Raw genomic sequence first — 25,682 nt, 5'->3', positions numbered from 1 at the left:
AAGACGCCCCGGCGGCCGACTCGTAACACTCCCCCCGCGATCGCACGGGTTCGGGATACTGGCTAGACCATGGATTGGCAGACCTCCGAAGACACCGTTCCCTCCGAGTTCATCACCGAGGCGAACGTGCGGTCGGTGCTGGGCAAGCCCCCGGCGAGCGGTGCATGGCGCGAGGGAGACCACCCCGGGCAGCGCCTGTTCGTCTCGATCGGTGCTCTGCAGCTCGAGAGCGGTGAGCGTCTTCCCGGCGTGCGCATGGCGTACGAGACGTATGGCGAGCTCAATGCCGCCGGCGACAACGCCGTGCTGGTGCTGCACGCCCTGACCGGCGACAGTCACGTGGTCGGCGCGCCAGGGCCAGGGCATCCGACAGCCGGGTGGTGGGGCGGAATCGTCGGGCCGGGTCGCGCCATCGACACTGAACGCTGGTTCGTGGTGGCTCCGAACATGCTCGGCGGCTGCCAGGGCAGCACTGGCCCCGCGTCGCTCGGCCCGGGCGACGCCGAGTGGGGGGCCCGGTTCCCGTTCTTGACGATTCGTGATCAGGTGGCCGCGCAGCACGCGCTCGGCGAGGCCATCGGCATCGAGCGCTGGGCCGCCGTGGTGGGCGGCTCGATGGGCGGGATGCATGCGCTTGAGTGGGGCGTGAGCCACCCCGATCACGTCGAACGCCTAGCCGTACTCGCGGCACCCGCGATCTCGAGTGCCGATCAGATCGCGCTGAACTCGGTGCAGACCGAGGCGATCAGGGTGGATGCCGCGTTCAATGGCGGCGACTACTACGACGCCGCCGACGGCGACGGCCCTCACCGCGGGCTCGCCCTCGCTCGGCGGATGGCGCTGCTCAACTACCGCTCTCCCGACGAGCTCAATGCGCGGTTCGCGCGCAGCTGGCAGAGCGGCATCTCGCCGCTTGGTCACGGCGGCGTGTACGCCGTCGAGAGCTACCTCGACTTCCATGGCAACAAGTTCACGAGGCGATTCGACGCGAACAGCTACATCACGCTGGTCAACGCGATGAGTTCGCACGACATCGGCGCCGGCGATCGCGGAGGCGTCGCCGCAGCGCTCGAGCGGATCACCGCCCGCACGCTGGTGCTCGGCATCGACTCGGACCGGTTGTTCCCGCTCGCCGACCAGCAGCGCATCGCGAAGCATCTCCGGAACGGCATCGACGGCGCTGAGCCGGCCGTGATCTCCTCGCCATACGGGCACGACGCGTTCCTGATCGAGGACGCCCTGGTCGGCGCCCATCTGCGCCGACTCCTCGACGAATAGCAGGGGCGCTCTGGCTCGGAACGCTCGGCCCAGGAAGCATCCAGAGACCGAGAACCCAGAGGCGGAGAACCCAGAGACGGAAAAGGGGCCGCGTCGATGACGACGGCCCCGCTCCGTTCCCCCAATGGAATGCTCCGATGCGCGGGCGCTGCTGCGCTCCCCCCGAAGGCAGCGGTACCGGCGGCCCTGCCGCAAGGCGGGCCCGGGAGCATTCGTTCGTGGCGGCCGGGTTTCCCCGGTGTACCCCTCTGTCTACCCCAGATTAGTGCCCGCGGCGTCGCGGAATCGACGGGGTGGCACCCCCACTATTGGTGTGGCGACGTGTCACTATTGGAGCGATGGATCTGCTCTCGAAAGAGCGCGACCGGTTGCTTCACGACCTCTCGCGCCTCGTCGGCATCCTCGCCACGGGGGTTGCATTCGCTTGCCTCAGCGTGCCGGGGGTGCTCCCCTGGACGTCGTACCTCGCGACGCTGCCGCTGTTCGCACTGCTCATCGTGGCTCACGCGCGCTCGGGCGGCTCGGTCCCCGCGCTCTGGGTTGCGCTCGGAGCCGCCGCTGGGCTCGGCATCATGCTGGTCGCGATCCTGTCGCCCTCCGGCGTTCCCCTCGGCGATGTGCTCCTCGATGACGCCGGACTGGGTGACCCGCTCGATACGCCGCTCGACGGCGCTCCCGCCGCTGCGGACGAGGCTGTGACAGCATCCGTCGCCACGTCCCTCGCGGTGCTCGGAGCGGGCGGTCTCGGAGCATTCGCGCTGCTCCTCGTGTCGTCGGTGCGGCAGGTCGCCGTGCTCGCAGCTCTTGGTGCCGTCACCACCGGCTTGGTCGCAGCGGCCGACTGGCCCTCTGCAGGCCCGCCTGCCGCCACCGCCATCGGCTGGGCCGTGCTCGGGTTCACCGGCGTCTGGCTTCGACAGCTCGTGCCCATGGTGTCTCGGAGCATCCGCCACATCGGGCGGGCGCACCAGGTGGAGCGCCACTCGAGCGAAACCGAGGCGCGACGTCGCCAAGGCGCGCGACTGCTGCACGACACCGTGCTCGCGACGTTGACGCTGCTCGCCCACTCCGGAGTGGGCGTATCGCCGACTGCCCTTCGCCAGCAAGCGGGCGACGATGCGCGACTGCTCCGCCAGCTGCGCATGGGAGCGACGCCGACGCCGCAGTCATCGGGACAGTACCTGCTGGAACCAGTCGCAGAGACGGAACTCGGCACGACCCTCGAATCGGTGAAGCAGCGGTTCAGCCGCATGGGACTCGAGGTGTCGTGGCACGGCACTGGGCAGGTGCTGCTGCCCAGCCATGTGCTCGATGCCTTCCTCATGGCGCTCGCGGAGTGCCTGGAGAATGTGCGCAGGCACGCCCAGGTCACCCAGGCCGATGTCACGATCACGACCGATGAGCAGGCGGTGCGCGCGATGGTGACCGATAGCGGTGTGGGCTTTGACATCGACGAGATCGACGAGCACAGACTCGGACTGCGGGAGTCGGTGGTAGGACGGCTGCAGGAGGTCGGCGGCACCGCCAAGCTCTTCTCAACACCAGGCCAAGGCACCACGGTCGTGCTCGAGGTGCCACGATGAGCCGCACCTTGGAGTACTCGCTCGCCACGATCATCCGGCGTACGCGCGATACCGGCCCGATGCCGCGAGCGGTTCGCCAAGCCACGGAGCGAGGTGCGTCGCTCGGCGTGGGGTCGCTGTCGCTCGGTGCTGCGATCGTCAGCATCACCTACGCGGTCGCCGCCTTCGCCTTCTACCTGACTCAGCTGCCCTGGCATCCGGCTCCCGAGCTGTCGGCGCTCGCGTGGCTCGTGCATGCCGCGACACTCACCGGCACGCTCATCACGCTGCGACGCATCGGCCGAGAGATGCCCTCTTGGCTGTTCGCCGTGCTCATCGTCGGGCTGGCCCTGACCGTCGCAATCGATTTCGCGGCGGTGTGGACAGTGCCGGGCATCATCGGGAATGCGGCGGCTGCGGCATCCGCTGCCTTCTCGACACTGCTCCTCAGCTCGCTGCGACCCGCACCCCAGGTGTTCGCGCTCGTCGCGCTGGTCGGTGCGGTATTCGTCGCGGCCATCTCCATCACCACGAGAACGCCTGCCGAGACGCTGCCGGTGCAGGTCGCGGTGCTCGCCAGTGTGCTGGCCCCGGGACTGGTCGGCCCATGGATCGCACAGCGCTTCCGGTCGATGGTGCAGCTCGAACTCGATCGCGTGCTGGTGCACAGCACGGTTTCCGCGCCCCCGTTCGCGGTGGGGCTCCTGGCCTCCGAGCAACTCGCACGGCTCGACCTCGCTGCCGAGAAGCTGCTCGACTCGGTCGCCACCGGTCGTGCGCCCCTGCCGCTCGACCCCAAGACCGCGACGACCGCCGCCTCGCTCGCAACCGAGTTGCGTCTCCACCTTCTCGAGGGACGTCGTGAGACCTGGCTGCAGCACGCCGTGAGCGAGTCGGAGCTGCTCCGTAGATCGGTGCTCCTCACCGACTCCGGAGGGCTTGCAGGGCTCCTCGAGCCCAGGCAGCGCGATGGCCTGCTCTCGGCGATCTGGCTGCTCGTCGGCGAGGTGAACGCGCGGTCGGTCGTGCGTCGCATCACGCTGACGCTCGGTCCTGCCACCCAGACCCGGCTCACACCCGTCGGCCACCGGCTGATCGTGCCGATACGGCTCGAGATCAGCGGCATCGGCCGGACGCAGGTCGACCCTGCGGCGTGGAATGCGATCGGCGCAGTCGGCCGGTACACGCACTCACTGATCCGGAAGGGCATCGTCATCGACATCGAATGCCTGGCAGACAACCCGGGGCAATGACCATGACGGATGCTGCACCGCGTGACTCGCGGCACCGCCGCAGAGTCCGTTCGGCCACCCGGGCAGGTCGATCATCGGCGGTTCCGCACACCGGCCGACATGGTCTTGCGTGTGGGCGGCGACCGTTACTCTGAAAGCAGACGTCGAAAGGGGATCGTGACGTGGGGAGCGAAACAGCCGCTATTCGGGTGGCGATCGTTGATGATCACCGGATGCTGTTGGGGGCACTCACCGAGTGGATCCGCAATGCCGCGGACGACATCGAGACAGTGCTGGCCGTGCCCACGTGGGCGGAGCTGCTCACCCACCCGGCATTCCCGTCTCGCGTCGATGTCGTGCTGCTCGACCTCGACCTCAAGGACAACATCCCGGTCGCACTGAAGATCGCGACACTGCGCACTTCAGGTGTGCGCGCAGTGCTCATGAGCACCTACTCGGAGCCCAACGTGGTGCGCGAGGCGCTCGCCGCCGGCGCCCTCGGGTACCTCGTGAAGAGTGAAGACGCCGACATGATCGTCGAGGCGATTCGCGCCGCCGCGAACGGCGAGTCGTTCGTCTCGGCTGAACTCGACATGGCGCTGTCGCAGAACGACGAGAGCGGCAGTCCGCGGCTGAGTGCGCAGGAGCGCCGCGTCATGGCGCTCTACGGCGGTGGCGAACCGGTCAAGTCGGTCGCGTACCAGCTCTCGATCTCCGAGGAGACCGCGAAGAGCTACCTCAAGCGCATCCGGGAGAAGTACCGCATGGCGGGCATCGACGTGGGCACCAAGGTCGCGCTGCGCAAGCGAGCGATCCAGGACGGCATCCTCACTCCGACTGACATCCCGGGCGGCCAGTTCTAGCTCATCCGCCTGCGGATTCGGTCGCGTGCATGACCGGGCGCTGACCCTCGGCATGCCGAGGGGCGCCCGTCGTTGTCGACGAGCGCCCCGAGCAGTGCCTGCGCGAACGATCAGCGGTCGGAGCCTCGCACGCCAGTGTCGGCCTTGACCTCGGAGCTCACCGAGAGCCCCTTGCCGGCCTTGACGTCAGCCGTGACGCCGGCCTCGGCACCATCGGTCTCGGTCTCTGCTTCAACGCCGACGGAGACGTCCGCCGCGCCGCCGAGCGTCTTCGCGCGCTCGGAGACCTCTGCGCCGAACTCCGCACCGATCTTGTCGTCGGCCTGCGCCTTCTCCGAGACCCAGGCGCCGAACTCGGCACCCTCAGAGACGGTGGAATCCACGCCGTCCTGTACCTCATCGGCGGTCTCATCGACCGTCTCATCGACCGTGTCAGTCACCTCGGTGACCGGCGCCTCGATGTCTTCCGGCTCGACCTCGGGGGCTTCCTCAGTGACCGAGAACACGCGGTCGAAGGCGTCCTGAGCCGGGTCCGGCAGCACACCTGCTGCTCCGACACCGGCGGTCGCCGCAACAGCGACTGCCGAGCCGAGGGTCAATTTCGCAGCGATCCCGAGACCTGCGAGCCATTCGAGCATTCGTTTTCCCATCTTTGTCTGCGGCATCGCCTCCGACACCGCAGGGTGTTCGCGCGACAGCCGATCGGCCGCCGCCAAGACGCCGGCCGGTTCGGGCGCGCCCTGCTGCGCCTCGAGGCCGAGTCGCTCGGCGAGCGCAGCACTGGGCTGCGCGATCCGGGCGAACGAAGCATGACGGAACTCGGCGATCTCGTGTGCCAGCGCGTCCAGGTCTGGACGGCCGGCGGGCGCCGTGCCTCGCACGAGCGACTCGATGTCGCCTTCGCTGATCCTCTGCTTCGTCATCTCATTCACCGCTATCGTCCGGGCCGCTGTCAGGGGTACGGGGTGGCGCAACTTTTTTTCGGAGCTGCGCGATCGCTCGTCGCTGCAGCGCCTTCACGGCCCCCACCCGCTTCCCGAGCACCGCCGCCACCTGCTCGATGGTGAGGTCTGCGATGATCCGCAGCACCATCACATCGCGCTGGTCGGGTGCGAGCGAATCGAGCAGCGCGAGAGCATCCCTGTCTCCCAGGCGGGCTGTCGCTTCGTGCTCAGCGCTGGCCGACCGCCGCAGATCTCGCTCGGGCGTCCACGGCTCATGTTCGCCTCGACGTTCGCGTCGTCGAAGCTCGTCGACCAATCGCCGGTACGCGATCGAGAACACATAGGACCGGAACGCATCGCGATCGCCGTGGAACCGGCCGATCGTATCGAAGATCGCGAGGAATACCTCACTGGCGAGGTCTTCTGGCTCGCGAGATCCACGGGCGGAGAGAAACGCTGTGACCGCGGGCGCGTACTCGACCCAGATGGCGGTCGCCGCCCACTGCTCGCCGTCCCGAGCAGCCGCCAGCACGGTCTCGAACGACGTCTCACCGGGTTGAGGGCGTTGCGCTCGCATCACGCTGAGCGAGTGTACGTGACCCCCGCCTGGGGGATGCCGGAGCCGTTCGGTGCGGCGCCCGACGGAGGCCCGGGGTCAATCGTCGGTGTACGAGTCCCCCGCCAGCTCGCGCTCGAGCCGTTCCACCTTTCCGTCGATCTCGTCCACGTAGCCGGGGCGGATATCCGCCTTGATCACGAGGGACACTCGTGATCCGTAATGGCCGACCGCCTCGGTGGCGCGTTTGATGACGTCGAAGACCTCGTCCCACTCGCCCTCGATCGTGGTGAACATCGAGTCGGTGCGGTTGGGCAAGCCCGAGTCGCGCACGATGCGCACGGCCGCCGCGACAGCGTCGTGCACGGAACCGTCCGCGCGGCCGGTTCCGCTCGGGGCGACAGAGAATGCGACGAGCATGAGGGCTCCTAGGTCTCGGGGCTGGGTGAGCGGAAGTTCTCCGTCGGCACACGCCTCCTGCGACGTGCTCGAGGAGGCGAAGGGCCTCTCAGGGCCTCGCTCCCAGCGTGCCACGCCCGGGGTCGACCTGCACCTGCTGTCAGGGCTCACGAACGGGCACGAGCCACGCCGTGACGGGGTATCGGATGCTGTGAGCGGTGGCTATTCTCGCAAAGGTGGCCGACCAGCACGGCGGAGGCGAACTGCGCGACAGCGCGGAGCAGTCGCGCCCGGCCGGCGAGGTTTCACCCCCGAGCACCTCGGGCATGCGCGACTTCGCGCATGTGCTGGTGAACACGATGATCGCCAACGTGACGACGAGCTTCCTCTGGTTCGCGCTGACGTTCTGGGTGTACCTCGAAACCCGATCGGTGCTCGCCACCGGCGTGATCGGCGGTGCGTACATGCTGCTGATCGCCGCCTTCGGCATCCTGTTCGGCACCATCGTGGACCGGCACCGGAAGCACCGTGTGATGCTGTTCTCGAGCACGATCACCCTCATCGCGTTCGCGGTCGCCGGGCTGATCTACCTCGCACAGCCGGAATCGGCGCTGGTCGACCTGGGCGGCCCCTGGTTCTGGCTGTTGGCAGGGGTGATCCTGTTCGGCTCGGTCGTCGAGAACCTTCGCAACATCGCACTCTCGACCACCGTCACCCTGCTCGTTCCCGTCGAGCGCCACGCGAACGCAAACGGCATGGTCGGCACAGTGCAGGGCCTCGCGTTCATCGTGACGAGTGTGTTCAGCGGACTCGCCATCGGCTTGGTCGGCATGGGATGGACGCTCGTCATCGCGGTCGTCTTCACGGTCGTGTCGTTCGTGCACCTGCTGTTCGTGCGCATCCCTGAGGAGCGGCCGGTCACCGACGACGGAAGGCCGCCGGCGGTCGACCTCCGCGGCAGCATCGCGGTGATCCGTGCCGTGCCGGGCCTCTTCGCGCTCATCGTCTTCACGACCCTGAACAACCTCATCGGCGGTGTCTACATCGCGTTGATGGACCCCTACGGGTTGACGCTGTTCCCTGTCGAGGCCTGGGGAATCGTCTTCGGCGTCAGCTCGACGGGGTTCATCATCGGCGGCATCCTCGTCGCGAAGTTCGGCCTCGGACGCAACCCCATCCGCACGATGCTCACGATCGTCGTCGTGATGGGGGTGCTCGGCGCAATCTTCACAGTGCGCGAATGGTGGTGGCTCTACGCCGCCGGAATCTGGCTGTACATGGTGCTCATCCCGGCCGTGGAGGCGGCCGAGCAGACGGTGATCCAACGTGTCGTCCCCTTCCGCCGCCAGGGCCGCGTCTTCGGGATCGCCCAGGCGTTCGAGGCCGCTGCCGCCCCGATCACCGCGTTCCTGATCGCGCCCATCGCCGAGTTCTGGATCATCCCGTACATGCGTTCTGACGCCGGTGCAGCGACCTGGGAGTGGCTGCTCGGCGATGGAGACGCGCGCGGCATCGCGCTCGTGTTCTTCATGAGCGGACTTGCGCTGGTCGTGCTCGCCTTGCTCGCGTTCGCCACGCGCTCATACCGGATGCTGTCGCAGGAATTCTTGGCCGGTGGAGCGCAGACGCCCGCGACAGCCGCAGCTTGAGTGAGCTCCGCGAGGAGGCCCGCCTCATCTGGACTTCGTTCACCCTTCAGGTTCGCGAGTCGCGAGCTGGGCGAGTTCTGCTATCACCTGGGGCAGGTGCTGGCACAACTCCAGCACGGTGAACGGTCCTCCCCCGGATGCGCGGTTCGCGGCGATTCCGTGCACGACCGCGGCGCTCGCCGCGAGCTCAACCAGCGCTGCGGCATCGGCGCTGTTCGCGGGCTCCACTTCCCACCGGGCGGCTCTCGTCGCGAGCATGGCGCCGAGCACGCCGCCCAGGGCGTCGCCCGCTCCCGCCGTCGCGAGCCATGGGGTCGCCGCTCGAGCGCCCACTACAACGTCTCCGCCCGCGACGACAGTGAGGTGCCCCTTGAGCAGCACGACGCAGTCCCACCGGCGCGCGGCCTCATGCGCAGCGGCGACCGGATCAGCGACCACGTCGACGCGCGCGGCACCCAGCATCCGCGCGAGCTCGCCGGCGTGGGGCGTGATGATCAGCCGCCCCGGGTCTCCCGTCGAGCGGTGCAGCCCTTCGACTACGAGATCAAGCGCTCCCGCGTCGGCCACGACCGGCACTCCGTCGGCGAAGGCTTCTCGGAGCGCGCGCTCCGTGGAGGCGTCCCGGTGCTCGGCGTCGATGCCGCTGCCGATGAGCCAGGCCTGCACTCGCCCCCGCGCCCGGACCGCCTCAGGGCGACGCTGCAGCACGAGGGAGCCGGCGGCATCCGGCCCGACGTAGCGCACCATGCCGACGCCGGTGTGCAAGGCCGCATCGACGCCGAGCACCGCGGCTCCCGGGTACGACTCCGAGCCGGTAGCGATGCCGAGCACTCCGCGCGAGTACTTGTCGTCGTGCTCGAGAGGCACGGTGACGTGACGCGCGGCGTCGGCGGGGCGCCAGATTCGCATGGTGCCACGATAAGCGAGCCAGACTGCTCCCGCCGCGGAGGTCTCACTGTCCGAGTGGCAGCGGTCCATTGCCGCAGACATCCCGTTGAGCGCCGCTGCGCCGCCCTTAGCGCCGCGCCCGCAGCGCCCTCAGCGCCACCGCGCTCCCGGCAGGCTCACCGCGCATCGCTCAGCGTCGCCGCGTCGCGTCCCTCACCTCGCCCACGAGCTCCTCGATGATGTCCTCGAGGAAGATCACGCCGCGCGTCTCTCCGTCGGTGTCGAAGGTCCTCGCCAGGTGCACACCGTTGCGACGCATGGTCGCGAGCGCGTCTTCGAGGTCTTGGCCCTCGAAGACCGAGATCAGCTGTCGCACGCGCTTCGACGGCACCGGTTCGGTGTAGCCGCCATTGTCGAGATCGATCACGTCCTTCAGATGCACGTAGCCGCTCGGCTCACCCTGCTCATCGACGAGGACGTAACGGCTGAAGCCGCGCTGCGCGACCGACCGCTCCACATCCGACGGCGTGGCCTGTTCGGGCAGCGTCACGATGCGGTCGAGCGGCAAGGCGATGTCACGCACCTGCTTCTCTGTGAATTCGAACGCCGCGCTCAGCGCACCGGTCGTGTCTGCCAGCACGCCCTCACGTGTGGAGTGCTGCACGATGGTCGCCACCTCGTCGAGTGTGAACGCGCTCGTCGCCTCGTTCTTCGGCTGCACACGGAACAACCGCAGCACACCGTTCGCGACCGCGTTCAGCGCGACGATCACCGGCTTGAAGACTCGGCCCACGAACACGAGCGGCGGCGCCAGGAGCAGCACCGCGCGGTCGGGCATCGAGAACGACAGGTTCTTCGGCACCATCTCGCCATAGACCACGTGCAGGAACGAGACCAGCACGAGCGCGATGATGAACGACACCGTGCCGATGACCTCCGGCGACCAGCCGGTGTACTGCAGCGGCAGTTCGAGCAGGTGGTGGATCGCGGGCTCGGAGATGTTGAGGATGAGCAGCGAGCAGACCGTGATGCCCAACTGGCTGGTCGCGAGCATGAGCGTGGCATGTTCCATCGCCCACAGCGCGGTACGGGCGGCACGCGAACCGCGTTCAGCCTTGGGCTCGATCTGCGAGCGCCGCGCCGAGATGACGGCGAACTCTGCACCGACGAAGAAGGCGTTGACCAGCAGCAGGATGCCGAGCCAGGCGATGCCCCACCAGTCGGCGGCGCTCATCGTGATGCTCCTTCGTCGTCGGCCGCGTCATCGGCATGCGGGATGTACCGGATGCGGTCGATGCGCCGCCCGTCCATGCGATCGACCCGCAACGTGCCGCCGTCGAGCTCGACGGTGTCGCCGACATCGGGAATGCGGCCGAGCTCGCTCATGACGAAACCGGCCACGGTCTCATACGCACCGTGCTCCGGCACCACGACGCCAGCGCGCTCCTTGAGCTCATCCGGTCGGAGGCTTCCCGGGAAGCTCACCCAGTCGCGCGCGCGCACCACGCCGGCCCGCGATCGGTCATGCTCGTCCGAGACTTCGCCGATGAGTTCCTCGACCAGGTCCTCCAGAGTCGCCACGCCCGCGGTCCCGCCGTATTCGTCCACGACGATCGCCATCTGGTAGCCGCGCCCCCGGATCTCACCGAGCAGCATGTCGAGCCGCATCGTCTCGGGCACGCGCAACGCTTCGGTCTGCAGGGCCGAGACCGGCACCTCCGCGCGCTTCTCACGGGGCACCGCGACCGCCTGCTTGATGTGCACGAGACCGAGGATGTCGTCGATGCCGTCGTCTCCCGTCACTGGAAAGCGTGAGAGGCCCGTGCGCCGCGCGAGTTCGATCACCGTCTCGGCCGAGTCGCTGCGGCCGACCGTCGATAGGCGCGGGCGGGGGGTCATCACATCGGATGCCGTGCGGTCGGAGAACGCGAGCGTGCGCGCCAGCAGGGTCGCCGTGTCGGCCTCCAGCGAACCCTCTCGGGCGGAGCGGATCACCAGCGAGCTCAGCTCCTCTGCGGTGCGAGCGCCGCTCAGCTCCTCCTTCGGCTCGATGCCCATGCTCCGGAGCGTCGCGTTGGCGGTTCCGTTCAGCGCGACGATCGCCGGCTTGAACGCCCAGGTGAAGGCCGTCTGGAACGGAATGACGACTTTGGCCGTGGCCAACGGCAGCGCCAGCGCGAAGTTCTTCGGCACGAGCTCGCCGATGATCATCGACAGCAGAGTCGCGATCACCATGGCGATCGTCGAAGACACGGCGGGGACAGCGGCATCGGGGATTCCCAGCCCGGTGATCGGCTCTCGCAGCATCCCGCTAAAGGCCGGTTCCAGGGTGTAGCCGGTGAGCAGAGTCGTGAGCGTGATGCCGAGTTGCGCACTCGAGAGGTGCGTCGATGTGATGCGCAGCGCCGAGATGGTGAGGCCGAGACGGGTCTCGCCTCGAGCGCGGCGCGCTTCCAGATCGGCTCGGTCAAGGTTCACCAGTGCGAACTCGGACGCGACGAACAGCCCGGTGCCGATGGTCAGGATGATGCCGATGGCCAGCATGACGAGCTCAGTGGGCATCGACACCCCCGATCACCGGCGAGCGTCTATGGGAGGGATCGGACGAGCAAGACGGAGGGTCATCCATGGTGCGTTCCACTATAACGAGCGCAGTCGATGGAAATTCTGCTCGATTTTTCATGCCGCAGAAGCCCCGCCGGATGCCGGTGCCGGCACCAGAACGCGTAGGCTAGAAACCGGTGTGCCTATGACTGGAGGCGCGCGTCAAGAGCAGCGATTGCGTGATTTGGTGAAAGTGGGCGGTTGGCTGTGTCAAGCCGTGTAACCGGAACTCGCTCGAATGATTCCTCGACCGGCGAGTTCGGTGCGAACGAGTGGCTCGTCGACGAGATGTACGAGCAGTATCTCGAAGACAAGAACTCAGTGGATCAGTCCTGGTGGCCGATCCTCGAACGGTACAAGCCCTCGGTGAAGAATGGCGGCGCTGTCGCCGCCACTGAGGCCGGCGAGCTTCCGAAGCAGGCGGCATCCGACGCGATCGACGCACCGTCGACGGCCGCGAACGGCACCGCTCCACAGGCCGCGCCCGCAGCCCCGGGGGCCGTCAACCCGCCCACCAAGCCCACGCCGACGAGCCCGCCGGTCGTGACCGGCGCGCAGCCCATCGCGAAGACCACTTCGGTGCAGCCGAAGCCGCAGCCGATCCCGGCGCAGGCGCCGACGAAGCAGGCGGCGGAGCCGGCCGCCGAGGTGACCGAGCGGCAGGACGAGGTGCAGCCGCTTCGCGGGGTCGCGAAGACCGTGGCCACGAACATGGACGCGAGCCTCGCGGTGCCGACGGCGACGAGCGTACGCACCATCCCCGCGAAGCTGATGATCGACAACCGCATCGTCATCAACAACCACATGAAGCGCACGCGCGGCGGCAAGGTGTCGTTCACCCACCTCATCGCGTGGGCGATAGTGAAGGCGCTGAAGGACTTCCCCAGCCAGAACGTCTACTACGACGTCATCGACGGCAAGCCGTCCGTCGTGACCCCGGCCCACATCAACCTCGGCATCGCGATCGATCTTCCGAAGCCCGACGGTTCCCGCACGCTCGTCGTGCCGGGCATCAAGCGGGCCGACACCATGAACTTCGGCGAGTTCCTCAACGCGTACGAAGACGTCGTCAAGCGGGCGCGGAACAACAAGCTGACGCTGGCCGACTTCCAGGGCAACACCATCTCGCTCACCAACCCCGGCGGCATCGGCACGGTGCACTCGGTTCCCCGGCTCATGCAGGGCGCGGGATGCATCATCGGCGCCGGTGCGCTGGAGTACCCGGCCGAGTTCCAGGGGTCGGCGCCCAAGACGCTGGCAGAACTCGGCATCGGCAAGACGATCACCCTCACCAGCACCTATGACCACAGGGTCATCCAGGGCGCCGGTTCGGGCGAGTACCTCAAGCTGCTGCACGAGCTGCTGATCGGGCAGCGCGGCTTCTACGAGGAGATCTTCGCGGCGCTGCGCATTCCCTACGACCCGATCCGCTGGGCCGCCGACATCAAGATCGATCTCGCCGAGCGCGTCGACAAGACCGCGCGGGTCCAGGAGCTCATCAACTCCTACCGAGTTCGCGGTCACCTCATGGCCGACACCGACCCGCTCGAGTACGTGCAGCGCTCGCACCCCGACCTCGACATCAACTCGCACAGCCTCACGTTCTGGGACCTCGACCGCGAGTTCGTGACGAACGGCTTCGGCGGCAAGCGCACCATGACGCTGCGCGACATCCTCGGCGTGCTGCGCGACTCGTACTGCCGCACCATCGGCGTCGAGTACATGCACATCCAAGACCCGGTGCAGCGCCGCTGGTTCCAGGACCAGCTCGAGAAGCCGTATGAGAAGCCGACGCACGACGAGCAGATGCGGATTCTCGGCAAGCTCAACCAGGCCGAGGCGTTCGAGACCTTCCTCCAGACGAAGTACGTGGGTCAGAAGCGGTTCAGCCTCGAGGGCGGCGAGTCCACGATCGCACTGCTCGATGAGATCCTGCAGGGCGCGGCCGAGGCCGAGCTCGACGGGGTCGCCATCGGCATGGCGCACCGCGGTCGGCTCAACGTGCTCACCAACATCGCGGGCAAGACCTACGGTCAGGTGTTCCGCGAGTTCGAGGGGACGACCGATCTGCGCGCACCGCAGGGCTCGGGCGATGTGAAGTACCACCTCGGCACCGAGGGAACCTTCACCGCCGCCTCCGGCAAGCAGATCCCCGTGTCGCTCGCTGCGAACCCGTCGCACCTCGAGGCCGTCGACGGCGTGCTCGAGGGCATCGTGCGCGCGAAGCAGGACCGCAAGCCGATCGGCTCGTTCACGTGGCTCCCGATCCTGGTGCACGGCGACGCCGCGATGGCCGGCCAGGGCGTGGTCGTGGAGACCATGCAGATGTCACAGCTGCGGGCCTACCGCACCGGCGGCACCGTTCACGTCGTCATCAACAACCAGGTGGGCTTCACCACGCCGCCCGGTGAGGGCCGCACGTCGGTCTATGCGACCGACGTGGCGAAGACCATCCAGGCACCGATCTTCCATGTGAACGGCGACGACCCCGAAGCCGTCGTGCGGGTCGCGGAGCTCGCGTTCAAGTACCGCCAGGAATTCAAGCGCGATGTCGTCATCGACCTCGTGTCGTACCGCCGGCGCGGGCACAACGAGGGCGACGACCCGTCGATGACCCAGCCGCTGATGTACAACCTCATCGAGGCCAAGCGCTCGGTGCGCACCCTGTACGCCGAGGCCCTCGTCGGCCGCGGCGACATCACCGAGGAAGAGTTCCAGGCGGCGCAGCGCGACTTCCAGGAGAGCCTGGAGCGCGCCTTCGCCGAGACGCACGAGGCGCAGACCGGCTCGATCCCGGCGGTGTCGGCGAGCGGCATCATCTCGGCTCAGATCGAGGAGCCGCCCCACTCGCCCGAGACGACGGGCGTCGACCGGGCGATCATCGAGCTGATCGGTGACGCGCACAACAACAAGCCCGCCGGCTTCACCGTGCATCCGAAGCTGCAGCAGCTGATGAACAAGCGCGTGGAGATGAGCCGCAATGGCGGTATCGACTGGGGCTTCGGAGAGCTGCTCGCGCTCGGATCGCTGCTGGTCGAGGGCACACCGGTGCGTCTCGTCGGGCAGGACGCGCGCCGCGGCACCTTCGTGCAGCGTCACGCGGTGCTGCACGACCGTGAGAACGGCCAGGAGTGGCTGCCGCTCGGCAACCTCGCGGAGAACCAGGGTCGCTTCTGGGTCTACGACTCGCTGCTGAGCGAGTACGCAGCGATGGCGTACGAGTACGGCTACTCCGTCGAGCGCACCGACGCCCTGGTGCTGTGGGAAGCTCAGTTCGGCGACTTCGCCAACGGCGCCCAGATCGTCATCGACGAGTTCATCGCGAGCGCCGAGCAGAAGTGGGACCAGCGCGCCGGCCTGGTGCTGCTGCTGCCCCACGGCTACGAGGGCCAGGGGCCCGACCACTCGTCGGCCCGTATCGAGCGCTTCCTGCAGATGGCTGCCGAAGACAACATGACGATCGCCCGTCCGTCGACCCCGGCGTCGTACTTCCACCTGCTTCGCCGCCAGGCGTACGCACGGCCGCGCCGTCCGCTCATCGTGTTCACACCCAAGGCGATGCTCCGCCTTCGGGGCGCCACGAGCGAGGTCGAGGACTTCCTGACCGGGCGCTTCGAACCGGTGATCGACGACGCCTCGGTCGACGACCGCTCGGCCGTCACGCGGGTGCTGCTGCATGCCGGCAAGCTCCACTACGACCTGAAGGCCGAAGTGAAGAAGCAGGAGCGCACCGACGTCGCCCTCGTGCGGATGGAGCAGTTCTACCCGTTCCCGGCCGACGAGCTGCAGACGGTGCTGCGCATGTACCCGAACGCGAACGAGATCGTGTGGGTGCAGGAAGAGCCCGAGAACCAGGGCGCTTGGCCGTTCCTCGGCCTCGAGCTTCCGAAGCACCTCGAGGGTCGGAGCCTGCGTGTGTCGTCGCGCCCGGCATCCGCTTCCCCCGCCACAGGCTCGAACAAGCGCAGCGCGCAAGAGCACGCGGAGCTGATCGCGGCCGCGTTCGCCTGAGACCGCGCCGACACAGAGCGGCCTCCGGTGCCCGCCTCGGAATGATCCGGGGCGGGCACCGTTCGTTTGCCGCGGCTGGGCCGCCCGCGTGGTCACCGTGCTCGTCCGCTGGACGGAGAGCCCGCTCAGGGCGCCTGGGAGTGACCCTGCTCAGACCGCCTGGGTCGCCTCAACGCTTCGAATGTGGGTCAGCACCAGCGCGCGCAACTCTTCCGGCGCGCGCTCCCGGCACGCGCGGCGCACGGCCTCAGTGAGCGCAGCGCCCAATCGGTGCTCGCTCCGGCAGTCCTCGCACTCGGCGAGGTGCTGGGCGACCATCGCGGCGTCTTCGGCGCCCAACTCGTTGTGCAGGTACTCCTCGAGTTCGGCGCGGGCCTTCTCGCAATCAGTCATTTCGGGCTCCCGGTGCGGCCGATGCCGCGCTCCGCGGCGTAGTCGGCCAATCGCTCTCGCAGCATCCGTCGGCCGCGGTGGAGTCGGCTCATGACGGTGCCGGTAGGGGTCTTCATCATTTCAGCGATCTCCTGGTAGGAGAAGCCCTCCACATCGGCGAGGTAGACGGCGATGCGGAAGTCATCGGGGATCGACTGGAGGGCGTCCTTGACGGCGCCCGCCGGCATCCGGTCGATCGCTTCCGCCTCTGCCGAGCGCGACGAGCTCGACGTCGCCGACTCGGCGGAACCGACCTGCCACTCCTCGAGTTCGTCGATGGAGCCCTGGTATGGGTCGCGCTGCCGCTTGCGATACGCGTTGATGTAGGTATTGGTGAGGATGCGGTACAGCCAGGCCTTGAGGTTGGTGCCCTGTTTGAAGGACCCGAACGCGGCGAAGGCCTTGGCGTACGTGTCCTGCACCAGGTCGGCGGCGTCGGCCGGGTTCCGCGACATGCGCATCGCCGCTGCGTAGAGCTGATCCATGAACGGCATGGCCTGCGACTCGAAGACGTCGCGCACATCGCCGTGCTCGCTGCCGTGGCTTCGGTCGTCAGCGGCCGGCTGGATCGCGGCATCCGCGTCCGGCCGGGTGTCATCACCCGTCACGTCGTCCATCGTGCGCCAGTCTAGGCGCGCGGCTTCGAGCGTGAATGCCATTGCGTGAGCCCCGATCCCTTTGAGAAAGTGCCGATACTCTGGAAACCGATGCTGATCTCAAAGTATTCCCAGCCCGATTTCGATCCCTATGGCGACAACCAGCGGAACGCGGGTGAACCGGGACCATGGCAGGCGCCAGTCGCGACGGCGCCCCTTGCCGCGCGCCTGCAGCTGCCCGGCTCGAAGAGCCTGACGAATCGCGAGCTCGTGCTGGCTGCCCTGGCAGACGGGCCGTCGACCCTGCGCCGCCCGCTTCGGTCTCGCGACAGCGAGCTGATGATCGAGGCGCTGCGGGCACTCGGCGTCTCGATCGAGGCGGTACCGGGCGACGGTGCATACGGCCCCGATCGGCGAATCACGCCCCCTGAAGAGCTGCTCGGCGGCACCTCGATCGAATGCGGGCTGGCGGGCACGGTGATGCGCTTCATGCCGCCGATGGCCGCACTCGCGCTCGGTCCCGTCGCCTTCGACGGTGATGAGTATGCGCGCAAGCGCCCGATGCGCGCGACCATCGAGTCGCTTCGCTCGCTCGGTGTCGACGTCAATGACGACGGACGCGGCTCGCTGCCGTTCAGCCTGTACGGCACCGGCCGTGTCACCGGTGGCGAGCTCGAGATCGATGCGAGCGAGTCGAGCCAGTTCGTCTCGGCCCTGCTGATGGTCGCGCCCCGCTTCGAAGAGGGATTGCTGCTGCGGCACACGGGCGACCGGCTCCCGAGCATGCCGCACATCGAGATGACTGTCGAGTGCCTGCGAGCCCGCGGAGTGACCGTAGAATCCCCGGAACCCGGCGTCTGGAAGGTGGCACGGCAGCCGATTCGGGCGCGCGATCTTACGATCGAGCCCGACCTCTCGAATGCGGCGCCCTTCCTCGCGGCCGCGCTCGTCGCGGGCGGCACCGTCACGATCGACGACTGGCCTGCGACGACCACGCAGGTGGGCGCTCACCTCGAGGAGCTGCTCCCCCGCTTCGGTGCAAGCGTGACCCGCCATGGCGACGCGCTCACCGTCGACGGCGGGGATGGCGTACGAGGCGGAGCTCAGCTGCCTGGTGTGGAGCTCGACCTCAGCGAGGGCGGTGAGCTCGCGCCCGCGCTCGTCGCGCTCGCAGCGCTCGCGGCCGGCCCCAGCCGCATCACTGGCATCGGACACCTGCGCGGACACGAGACCGACAGGCTCGCCGCACTCGCAGCCGAGATCAACGGTCTCGGTGGCGCGGTGACGGAACTGGAGGACGGTCTCGAGTTGCAGCCGCGCAAGCTCCACGGCGGGCCTTGGAAGGCATACGCCGATCACCGCATGGCGACATCCGGTTCGATCATCGGCCTGGCAGTCGAGGGAGTTGCGATCGACGACATCGCCACCACCTCCAAGACGCTTCCGGAGTTCCCCGAGCTGTGGCGAGGCATGCTCTCGCACGACGGCGCCGGGTCGGATGCCGCAGCGATCGGCAGCGTGTAGGCCGGGCAGCGCGGCATGAGCTGGTGGAGCGACGACGACGTCGACGAACCGTACGGCGAGTACGACGAGTCGGCGGTGCGCTCGCGCCCCAACCCCAAGGGGAACCGACCGCGCACCAAGATCCGTCCGGAGCACGCCAACGCGCAGGAGGGACGGGTCATCACCGTCGACCGTGGTCGTTACGGCGTGGTGGTCGATGAGGGCGGAGCTGACGAACGGACCGTCACGGCGGCGCGCGCCCGAGAGCTCGGCAAGAAAGCGATCGTGACCGGCGATGTTGTGGACTTGGTCGGCGATACGTCCGGCGAGCCGGGATCGCTCGCCCGCGCCGTGCGGGTGCGCGAACGAGAGACGCTGCTGCGGCGCAGCGCCGACGACACCGACGAGGTGGAGCGCGTCATCGTCGCCAATGCCGACCAGATGCTCATCGTGGTCGCTGCGGCGAACCCCGAGCCGCGCCAGCGGCTCGTCGACCGATACCTGGTCGCGGCCTTCGATGCCGGCATCCGACCTCTCGTGGTGGTCACGAAGACCGACCTCGCTGATCCGGCCGAGTTCCTCTCGAACTTCAGCGATCTCGACCTCGAGGTCTACCTCAGCCGCCAGGACGACCCGCCCGTTGACGAGCTTCGCGAGCGGCTCGCCGGGCACCGCACCGTCGCGGTCGGGCACTCCGGTGTGGGCAAGTCGACCCTGGTGAACGCTCTGGTGCCGGGCGCTGATCGCGCCACCGGGCGAGTGAACGAGGTGACCGGTCGCGGGCGGCACACCTCGTCGTCGACGGTGTCGCTCCGACTGCCGACAGGGGGGTGGATCATCGACACTCCCGGCGTGAGGTCGTTCGGCCTCGGCCATGTCGACCGCGGCAATGTGCTCCGCGCGTTCACGGATCTCGCGGCGATCGCAGAGGGGTGCCCCCGCGGATGCACGCATATGCCGGACTCACCCGATTGCGCGATCGAAGAGGCGGTCGAGCGGGGCGAGATCGCTCGCCATCGCCTCGACTCGGCGCAGCGGCTGCTGGCGGCGCTCGGCGCCTGAGCCCCGGCCGGCCCCACCGTGCTGGCGCTGGTGCTGGGCCGACGTTGGGCACGCCCTGGCCGCGCGCGCGGCGGCTACGCTGATGGCGTGACCGAGCACAGCATCGACGACGATCTCGCCTTCGCCCTCTCGATGGCGGGTGATGCAGACCTGATCTCGCTCGACCGGTACCGTGCCGCGAACCTCGATGTGCAACTGAAGGCCGACCGCACCCATGTGACGGATGCCGATAAGCGCGTCGAGGAGGTGCTGCGTCAACGCATCGCCGACTCACGCAAGGGCGATGCGGTCTTCGGTGAGGAGTTCGGTTCCGCAGGCGCATCCGCGCGTCAGTGGATCATCGATCCCATCGACGGCACCGCGAACTTCATGCGAGGGGTGCCGATCTGGGGCACGCTGATCGCGCTCGCGATCGACGGCGACGTGGTGCTCGGAGTAGTGAGCGCGCCGGCGCTCGGCCGACGCTGGTGGGCCTCGCGCGGCGAAGGCGCGTGGATGCAGCACGACGGCGGCGCGCCCCAGCGGCTCGCGGTCTCAGACGTCGCGACGCTGGCCGAGGCGAACATCAGCTACAACCGGCTGCAGGGCTGGGACGAGATCGGCCGCCTCGATCGCATCATCGAACTCACGCGCACCGTCTGGCGCGAGCGGGGCATCGGCGACATGTGGTCGTACATGCTCGTGGCCGAGGGCGCCATCGACCTGGTGAGCGAGCCCGACCTCAAGCCCTACGACATGGCCGCCATCGTGCCGATCATCGAGGAGGCGGGCGGCAGGTTCACCTCGATCGACGGTGAGACGGGCCCCTGGCACGGCAGTGCGCTCGCCACCAACGGCCTGCTGCACGACGAAGCGCTTCGCGCGCTCGCCGCTCGCTGAAGCTCAGCGCGAACTCACGCCGCGCCACCCGGCGGGGCCCCCTGCGCCGAGATGACAGAATCGGCGAGCGTCAAGCGGTTTGCGGCAGCAGATTGCGTCATCTCGCCGCAAAGGGGTGCGTCGCCGAGGGGTGCGTGAGCGATGGCTCGCGGGCGGGCGTGTCGCGGCGTGGTGTGGCATGGGCGGGTGTGTCGCGGCGTGGTGTGGCATGGGCGGGTGTGTCGCGGGCGGTGGGGTCCCGCGGTCAGGCGATGGGTCGGTCGCGGCGGAGGATGCGCACATCGGCGATGGCGAACACGGCAGCGACCAGCAGGATGCCGAGAGCCGCCGCCATGCCCGAGGCGTATGCCGAGCGGAAGCCCGCGGCATCCGCTCCCGTTCCGGCGAGCACCGCGTAGAACGTGGAGGCCGCGACGGCCACGCCGATCGCCGTGCCCACGCGCTGGCCCACCTGGCCGACCGAGCCAGCGACACCGCCCTGCACGACCGGAACCTGCGAGAGCGTGATGGTCTGGTTCGGCGAGATGACGCAACCAGCGCCGAGCCCGCCCAGCGTCATTCCGCAGGCAATGGCCCACGGCACCAGGTCGTGCGGAACGAGCACGCCCGCGATGACGACGATGGAGAAGCCGACGAACACTCCTGCAACGCCCACCGCGACCAGCTTGGGCCCGTACTGCTCGACCCGTCGTCCGCTCCACCACGACGTGAATGCGGAGGTGAGTGCGAACGGGATGCTCACCATGCCCGCGATGACCGGCGAGAAGCCGAGTCCCTGCTGCACGTAGAGCACCGTCAGCAAGAAGCTCGCCGGCATCGCCGAGAAGTAGGCGGTCGCGATCAGCGTGCCGTTTCGGAACGTGGCGAGGCGGAACAGCCGGAAGTCGATCACGGGAGACTTGCCGCGCCTGCGGTACGCGAGCTCCCAGTAGGTGAAGAGCGAGCCGAAGACGGCGAAGCCCACCAGCCACCACCACCGCGCAGGGTCGTCGGAGGGCCCCCCGGTCGTGAGCACGAACGGCAGCATCAGGCAGAACACGGTCGCACCGAGCAGACCGATGCCCACGAGGTCGAGCGAGCGGTCGCCCTGCGGCTTCAGCTGCACCGCCGGCAGCAGCTTGATCGCCAGCAGCAGAGCCAGCACCCCTAGGGGCACGTTCATCCAGAACAGCAGGCGCCAGCCGTTCTCGGGACCGCCCGCCGCGATGAGCACTCCCCCGAGGGTCGGGCCGATCGCGGTGGAGATGCCAATGATCGCGCCGAATACGCCGAACGCCCGGCCGCGCTCGGGGCCGACGAACAGTTGCTGGATCAGACCGAGCACCTGCGGCATCTGGATGCCGGCCGCGACGCCCTGCAGCAACCTGCCCACGACCAGCATCTCGATGTTCGGAGCGAGCGCGCACCAGAGACTCGCGAAGGTGAACGCGGAAAGGCCGATGATGAACATGGCCTTGCGGGAGCGGAGATCACCCAGCCGGCCGGCCGGTACGAGCAACAAGCCAAAGGCGAGCGCGTACCCCGCCACGATGAGCTGCAACTCGGTCGGTCCGCCGTTGAGCGAGGCTTCGATGGGCGGGATTCCCACGTTGATCTTCGAGATGTCGAGGATCGTCAGCGCCGCGACGGTCACGCAGACCGCGAATGCCTCCCACTTCGCGCGATCGGAATGACCAGGGGATGCGTGTGCTGAGGAATCTGTCATGGGGCTCCCCTCAGTTATAGCCCTACGCCCCCGTTCTTGCAGAACCTGCACGTTCTTGAGCGGCGTGTTCGACGAAGCGGCTCGCACAACGCAGCACCGATGCCCCGGCACCGACATGCCAGCGGCCGCTGACGGCTGCCTGTGGCACGGTGGATGCGTGCGATTCGAGTTCGATGCGGAGCTCTGGCGGTGGCAGGCCCGCCGACACGAGCTCTGGACCTTCGTCAGTGTGCCGGCTGAGGCATCCGCCGATATCCGTGAGGTCGCCGCTGGCCTCGCCGGCGGCTTCGGTTCGCTCAGAGTCGAGGCGGTCATCGGCGAGACGACGTGGCGTACCTCGATCTTTCCAGGAGGCGACGGCACCTACGCACTGCCCGTGAAGAAGGCCGTGCGCGACGCTGAGTCGCTCGACCTCGGCGACGTGGTGACCGTCGCGATCGAGCTCGTTGACGTCTGACCGACCGCTGTGAGAGCCGGCGGCCACCCTTCTCGCCGGGATGACAGGCTCGCACAATGGCCCCAGGAGAGCGAGCACCGTTCTCAAGGGAGGCACTGATGAAGGCATGGCAGTTCACCGGCACCAACAAGCCGCTCGAGCTGAATGAAGTACCCGAACCGACCGCCGGACCTGGACAGGTGGTCGTCGAGGTGAAAGCCGCGGGCGTCTGCCACTCCGACGTCTCGGCGATCGACGACCCGGGCTGGATGGCGCTCTTCCCGACGCTTCCCCGCACGATGGGCCATGAGAACGCCGGCGTGATCGTGGAAGTGGGCGAAGGCATGGACCAGTGGAAGGTCGGCGACCGCGTTGGCCTCGCCCCGGTCATGAGCGACGGTGACGCGCTCGGCTACGGCAAGTGGGACGGCGGCTTCGCGCACAAGCTCGTGGCCACCGCCGACAATCTCGTGCGGCTCCCCGACGAGGTGCCGTTCGATCTCGGGGCGATGGCGACGGATGCCGGCCTCACCGCGTATCACGCGATCATGACCGTCGGCGGAGCCAAGCCCGGCATGCGCGTGGGAGTGATCGGACTCGGCGGGCTCGGGTACATCGGCGCCCGCGCCGCCGTGCTGTCGGGCGCTGAGGTGTATGCGGCCGAGGTCAACCCTGAGACGCAGAAGCTCGCCGACGAGATCGGGCTATCGGGTGTCGCCGCGTCGATCGACGCCTTCAAGGACAAGAACCTCGAGCTGATCGTCGACTACGCGGGATTCGGCACCACCACGGCAGCGGGCATTGAAACGCTCGGCGAGTTCGGCACATTCGTGCAGGTCGGCATGGGCAAGCTGGAAGCGCACATCAGTACCTACCCGATCATCATCAATCAGTTGACCATCAAGGGTTCGAAGTCAGGGACGCGCGAAGACCTCGAGGGCATCTATGAGCTCATGAAGACCGGCAAGCTGAACCCTCCGATCAACCACATCACGCATGACGACATCCCAGACGCGATCGACAAACTGCGCGCCGGCGGTGTGATCGGTCGCTTCATCGCGATGTACGAGTGACCGCGCGATCGAACCTGCTCATGCGACGCGCGGGCTGAGCGCCGCGGTGCGGCAGACCGGGTCGGTGTGCTTCACCGGGAAGCACAGCGTCCACGGCGTCAACCGCGGTCGATAGCGTCAACCGCGCGGCACCGCTGCTCCCCCGTCGCCCTCGTCCTCAGTGCCGCGACGCCTGCTGCCACGACTCCGGCTGCTGCGGGCGAGTCGGGCTCTGGCGGCCCCCAACGCTGACCACTCGTCGCTCTGCGGCAGCGTCCACTGCTGCCACCGTGCGAGCAGGCAGAGCGCTCCGCCGACCAACGTCGCCACCACGGAACCGACGACGGGCATGCCGAGTTCGAAGAAGACCACCATGACAGCACCCGCGAGCAGTGCGCAGGTGGCGTACAAGGTGTTGCCGCCGAGGATCGTGGGGACCCTTCGCAGCACCACGTCGCGCGTGAACCCCCCGCCGACTGCCGTGACCGCGCCGAGCAGAACCGCCGGGAGCCAGCCCAGGCCGACGGCGAGCGCCTTCTGGGCACCGGCCGCCGCCCAGCATCCGAGCGCCAGTGCATCGATGTACGGCCAGACGCGATCCCAGATCGGTCCTTCGATCTTCACGAGGTAGACCACGAATGCCGCGGCGAGCGCGGTCGGCACATAGGCGTAGTCGGTGAGCGCGACCGGCGGACCGTGTTGCAGCAGCACATCGCGGATCATGCCGCCACCGAGGCCCGACATGACCGCGAGCGTTGCGGAGCCGAGCGGATCGAGCCGCGCTGAGCGGGCGATCACCGCGCCGAGCATGGCGTTGGCGAAGACCCCGATCAGATCGAGCACGCGGAGGGCCGCGACGACGGTGTCATCCACCGCGCGCGCTCCGCTGTCGATTTGCGCTCATCGGTCACAGGTTAGAACAGACCAGAGGCATCGACAGGACGCCCAACAGCGTGTGATCGCGACGATGGTGACCGTTGGTGGAGATGCGGGGAATCGAACCCCGGTCCACTGCTGTAGTCGTGCGCCTTCTACGGGTGTAGCCTGCTCAGCGTTCTGCTCGGCTCCGACCTTTGCTGCAGGCCTCTAGGTCGACGAGCCCAGCCTCAGTGCATGTCCCGCAACACCCTGAGACGCAGTGTCGCGGCAAGCTCCCTAGATGACGCCAGACACCGGGGCGGGAACGGACCCACGGGCTGACGGACTATCGGGCTCGCTTAGGCAGCGAGGGCGAAGTCAGTGCGCTTAGCATTGGCACTTATTGTTTGCGGAGGGCGTTAACGAGATAACCCCGCATCCTCGACCCGCTTCTCGCAGTCGTTCAGGCAATGTCGAAACCGATCATCCCCATGCGCACCGCGAAGTGGTCGCAATCACACGCTGTTGAGTTTCCAAGGCACCACCGGAGCGCGCGGCATCCGGTGAGCATCACAGTCTAGAACACGCAGGCCGGTTCTGCTATTCCACCGAGCCGACGCTTCGGCACACGCGCACGCGCGCTGACCTTGGGCGCTACTCGCCGAGGTTGCGGCGGTGCGACATGGCGCGGTCGGCCTCGCGCTTGTCCTGCTTCTCGCGCAGTGCCTGGCGCTTGTCGTACTCGCGCTTGCCCTTCGCCAGGGCGATCTCGACCTTGGCCCGACCGTCGTTGAAGTAGAGCTTCAGCGGCACGATGGTGTACCCGCCCTGCTTGACCTTCGCCTCGAGCTTCAGGATCTGCTGCTTGTGCAGCAGCAGCTTGCGCTTGCGCCTCGGCGCATGGTTGTTCCACGTGCCCTGGTTGTACTCGGGGATGTGCACGGCCTCGAGCCAGGCTTCTCCGCGGTCGATGTAGGCGTAGCCGTCGACAAGGGAAGCCCTGCCGTGCCGAAGCGACTTCACCTCGGTGCCCGAGAGCACGAGACCCGCCTCGATGGTGTCTTCAATGAGGTAGTCGTGCCGGGCACGGCGATTGGTCGCGACGACCTTCTCACCACGTTCCTTAGCCACAGCGCGCTCCAGCTCAATCGAGTCGACACGCCCGACGGATGC

General features: G+C 68.0%; 22 protein-coding genes and 1 other RNA gene. 11 read left to right on the top strand and 12 right to left on the bottom strand.

Going from position 1 to position 25,682, the window contains the following annotated elements; translation table 11 throughout:
* The first annotated feature begins 69 nt into the window (after positions 1-69).
* From metX to QF206_RS00405, 4 genes are all read left to right on the top strand, one after another.
* On the top strand, positions 70-1,278 hold the full coding sequence (gene metX, locus QF206_RS00420) for a homoserine O-acetyltransferase MetX (RefSeq protein WP_281487228.1): 1,209 nt from the start codon (positions 70-72) through the stop codon (positions 1,276-1,278).
* A 338-nt stretch (positions 1,279-1,616) separates the two neighbouring features.
* Positions 1,617-2,861 carry a sensor histidine kinase gene (locus QF206_RS00415; RefSeq protein WP_281487227.1) on the top strand — a complete coding sequence of 415 codons (1,245 nt, stop codon included), beginning with the start codon at positions 1,617-1,619 and terminating at the stop codon, positions 2,859-2,861.
* Positions 2,858-4,093 (top strand): hypothetical protein, encoded by a 1,236-nt coding sequence (locus tag QF206_RS00410; protein WP_281487226.1) that lies wholly within the window; start codon positions 2,858-2,860, stop codon positions 4,091-4,093. Before QF206_RS00415 ends, QF206_RS00410 begins: the two co-directional genes overlap by 4 nt.
* A 161-nt stretch (positions 4,094-4,254) precedes the next feature.
* Positions 4,255-4,935: a response regulator gene (locus QF206_RS00405; RefSeq protein WP_281487225.1), complete on the top strand. Its 681-nt coding sequence runs from the start codon at positions 4,255-4,257 to the stop codon at positions 4,933-4,935.
* Between the two features lie 110 nt (positions 4,936-5,045).
* Here the strand turns inward: QF206_RS00405 and QF206_RS00400 are convergent, their stop codons facing one another.
* The 3 genes from QF206_RS00400 to QF206_RS00390 form a co-directional block, all read right to left on the bottom strand.
* Positions 5,046-5,858 (bottom strand): hypothetical protein, encoded by an 813-nt coding sequence (locus tag QF206_RS00400; RefSeq protein ID WP_281487224.1) that lies wholly within the window; start codon positions 5,856-5,858, stop codon positions 5,046-5,048.
* 1 nt (position 5,859) lies between these two features.
* Positions 5,860-6,456 (bottom strand): RNA polymerase sigma factor, encoded by a 597-nt coding sequence (locus tag QF206_RS00395; RefSeq protein WP_281487223.1) that lies wholly within the window; start codon positions 6,454-6,456, stop codon positions 5,860-5,862.
* Between the two features lie 78 nt (positions 6,457-6,534).
* Positions 6,535-6,855, bottom strand: coding sequence for a thiamine-binding protein (locus tag QF206_RS00390; protein WP_281487222.1), 321 nt, complete (start codon positions 6,853-6,855; stop codon positions 6,535-6,537).
* Between the two features lie 305 nt (positions 6,856-7,160).
* Here QF206_RS00390 and QF206_RS00385 point away from each other — a divergent pair, with 305 nt between their 5' ends.
* Positions 7,161-8,483, top strand: a complete 1,323-nt coding sequence (locus QF206_RS00385) for an MFS transporter (RefSeq protein WP_281488091.1) — start codon at positions 7,161-7,163, stop codon at positions 8,481-8,483.
* Between the two features lie 39 nt (positions 8,484-8,522).
* Here the strand turns inward: QF206_RS00385 and QF206_RS00380 are convergent, their stop codons facing one another.
* The 3 genes from QF206_RS00380 to QF206_RS00370 all read right to left on the bottom strand — a co-directional run bounded on the left by QF206_RS00380 (position 8,523) and on the right by QF206_RS00370 (position 11,933).
* Positions 8,523-9,392: an ADP-dependent NAD(P)H-hydrate dehydratase gene (locus tag QF206_RS00380; RefSeq protein WP_281487221.1), complete on the bottom strand. Its 870-nt coding sequence runs from the start codon at positions 9,390-9,392 to the stop codon at positions 8,523-8,525.
* A gap of 169 nt (positions 9,393-9,561) precedes the next feature.
* Positions 9,562-10,605, bottom strand: a complete 1,044-nt coding sequence (locus tag QF206_RS00375) for a hemolysin family protein (RefSeq protein ID WP_281487220.1) — start codon at positions 10,603-10,605, stop codon at positions 9,562-9,564.
* Positions 10,602-11,933, bottom strand: a complete 1,332-nt coding sequence (locus QF206_RS00370) for a hemolysin family protein (protein WP_281487219.1) — start codon at positions 11,931-11,933, stop codon at positions 10,602-10,604. The genes QF206_RS00375 and QF206_RS00370 overlap by 4 nt, the downstream gene beginning before the upstream one ends.
* A gap of 249 nt (positions 11,934-12,182) precedes the next feature.
* On the opposite strand from QF206_RS00370, the gene QF206_RS00365 reads away from it, so the two are divergent.
* Positions 12,183-15,986: a multifunctional oxoglutarate decarboxylase/oxoglutarate dehydrogenase thiamine pyrophosphate-binding subunit/dihydrolipoyllysine-residue succinyltransferase subunit gene (locus tag QF206_RS00365; protein WP_281487218.1), complete on the top strand. Its 3,804-nt coding sequence runs from the start codon at positions 12,183-12,185 to the stop codon at positions 15,984-15,986.
* A 150-nt stretch (positions 15,987-16,136) separates the two neighbouring features.
* Here the strand turns inward: QF206_RS00365 and QF206_RS00360 are convergent, their stop codons facing one another.
* Together QF206_RS00360 and QF206_RS00355 are read right to left on the bottom strand one after the other, a co-directional pair.
* Positions 16,137-16,379: a zf-HC2 domain-containing protein gene (locus QF206_RS00360; RefSeq protein WP_281487217.1), complete on the bottom strand. Its 243-nt coding sequence runs from the start codon at positions 16,377-16,379 to the stop codon at positions 16,137-16,139.
* Positions 16,376-17,035, bottom strand: a complete 660-nt coding sequence (locus tag QF206_RS00355) for a sigma-70 family RNA polymerase sigma factor (protein ID WP_281487216.1) — start codon at positions 17,033-17,035, stop codon at positions 16,376-16,378. The genes QF206_RS00360 and QF206_RS00355 overlap by 4 nt, the downstream gene beginning before the upstream one ends.
* A 90-nt stretch (positions 17,036-17,125) precedes the next feature.
* On the opposite strand from QF206_RS00355, the gene aroA reads away from it, so the two are divergent.
* The 3 genes from aroA to QF206_RS00340 all read left to right on the top strand — a co-directional run bounded on the left by aroA (position 17,126) and on the right by QF206_RS00340 (position 20,458).
* On the top strand, positions 17,126-18,538 hold the full coding sequence (aroA, locus tag QF206_RS00350) for a 3-phosphoshikimate 1-carboxyvinyltransferase (RefSeq protein WP_281487215.1): 1,413 nt from the start codon (positions 17,126-17,128) through the stop codon (positions 18,536-18,538).
* Between the two features lie 15 nt (positions 18,539-18,553).
* Positions 18,554-19,579: a ribosome small subunit-dependent GTPase A gene (rsgA, locus tag QF206_RS00345; protein WP_281487214.1), complete on the top strand. Its 1,026-nt coding sequence runs from the start codon at positions 18,554-18,556 to the stop codon at positions 19,577-19,579.
* Positions 19,580-19,711: 132 nt separating this feature from the next.
* The gene (locus tag QF206_RS00340) at positions 19,712-20,458 is read left to right on the top strand and encodes an inositol monophosphatase family protein (protein WP_281488090.1); all 747 of its coding nucleotides are present in this window, start codon (positions 19,712-19,714) and stop codon (positions 20,456-20,458) included.
* A 244-nt stretch (positions 20,459-20,702) separates the two neighbouring features.
* Here QF206_RS00340 and QF206_RS00335 read toward each other — a convergent pair whose 3' ends face one another.
* The gene (locus tag QF206_RS00335) at positions 20,703-22,163 is read right to left on the bottom strand and encodes an MFS transporter (protein ID WP_281487213.1); all 1,461 of its coding nucleotides are present in this window, start codon (positions 22,161-22,163) and stop codon (positions 20,703-20,705) included.
* A 157-nt stretch (positions 22,164-22,320) separates the two neighbouring features.
* On the opposite strand from QF206_RS00335, the gene QF206_RS00330 reads away from it, so the two are divergent.
* Complete coding sequence (locus QF206_RS00330) at positions 22,321-22,620, top strand: DUF1905 domain-containing protein (protein ID WP_281487212.1); 300 nt, start codon at positions 22,321-22,323, stop codon at positions 22,618-22,620.
* 98 nt (positions 22,621-22,718) lie between these two features.
* A complete protein-coding gene (locus QF206_RS00325) occupies positions 22,719-23,672 on the top strand; it encodes a zinc-binding dehydrogenase (protein ID WP_281487211.1) in 954 nt (317 codons plus the stop codon).
* Between the two features lie 117 nt (positions 23,673-23,789).
* On the opposite strand, the gene QF206_RS00320 is transcribed toward QF206_RS00325, so the two are convergent.
* From QF206_RS00320 to smpB, 3 genes are all read right to left on the bottom strand, one after another.
* Complete coding sequence (locus QF206_RS00320; RefSeq protein WP_281487210.1) at positions 23,790-24,524, bottom strand: trimeric intracellular cation channel family protein; 735 nt, start codon at positions 24,522-24,524, stop codon at positions 23,790-23,792.
* Positions 24,525-24,629: 105 nt separating this feature from the next.
* Positions 24,630-25,000: a transfer-messenger RNA gene (gene ssrA, locus QF206_RS00315) on the bottom strand.
* Positions 25,001-25,163: 163 nt separating this feature from the next.
* Positions 25,164-25,640 carry an SsrA-binding protein SmpB gene (smpB, locus tag QF206_RS00310; RefSeq protein ID WP_281487209.1) on the bottom strand — a complete coding sequence of 159 codons (477 nt, stop codon included), beginning with the start codon at positions 25,638-25,640 and terminating at the stop codon, positions 25,164-25,166.
* Positions 25,641-25,682: the final 42 nt, after the last annotated feature.

This window comes from Ruicaihuangia caeni, from assembly GCF_029952955.1.
Taxonomy (GTDB): domain Bacteria; phylum Actinomycetota; class Actinomycetes; order Actinomycetales; family Microbacteriaceae; genus Ruicaihuangia; species Ruicaihuangia caeni.
Note: the sequence above shows the minus strand (reverse complement) of the source record. Positions and strands in the feature narration are given on the sequence as shown.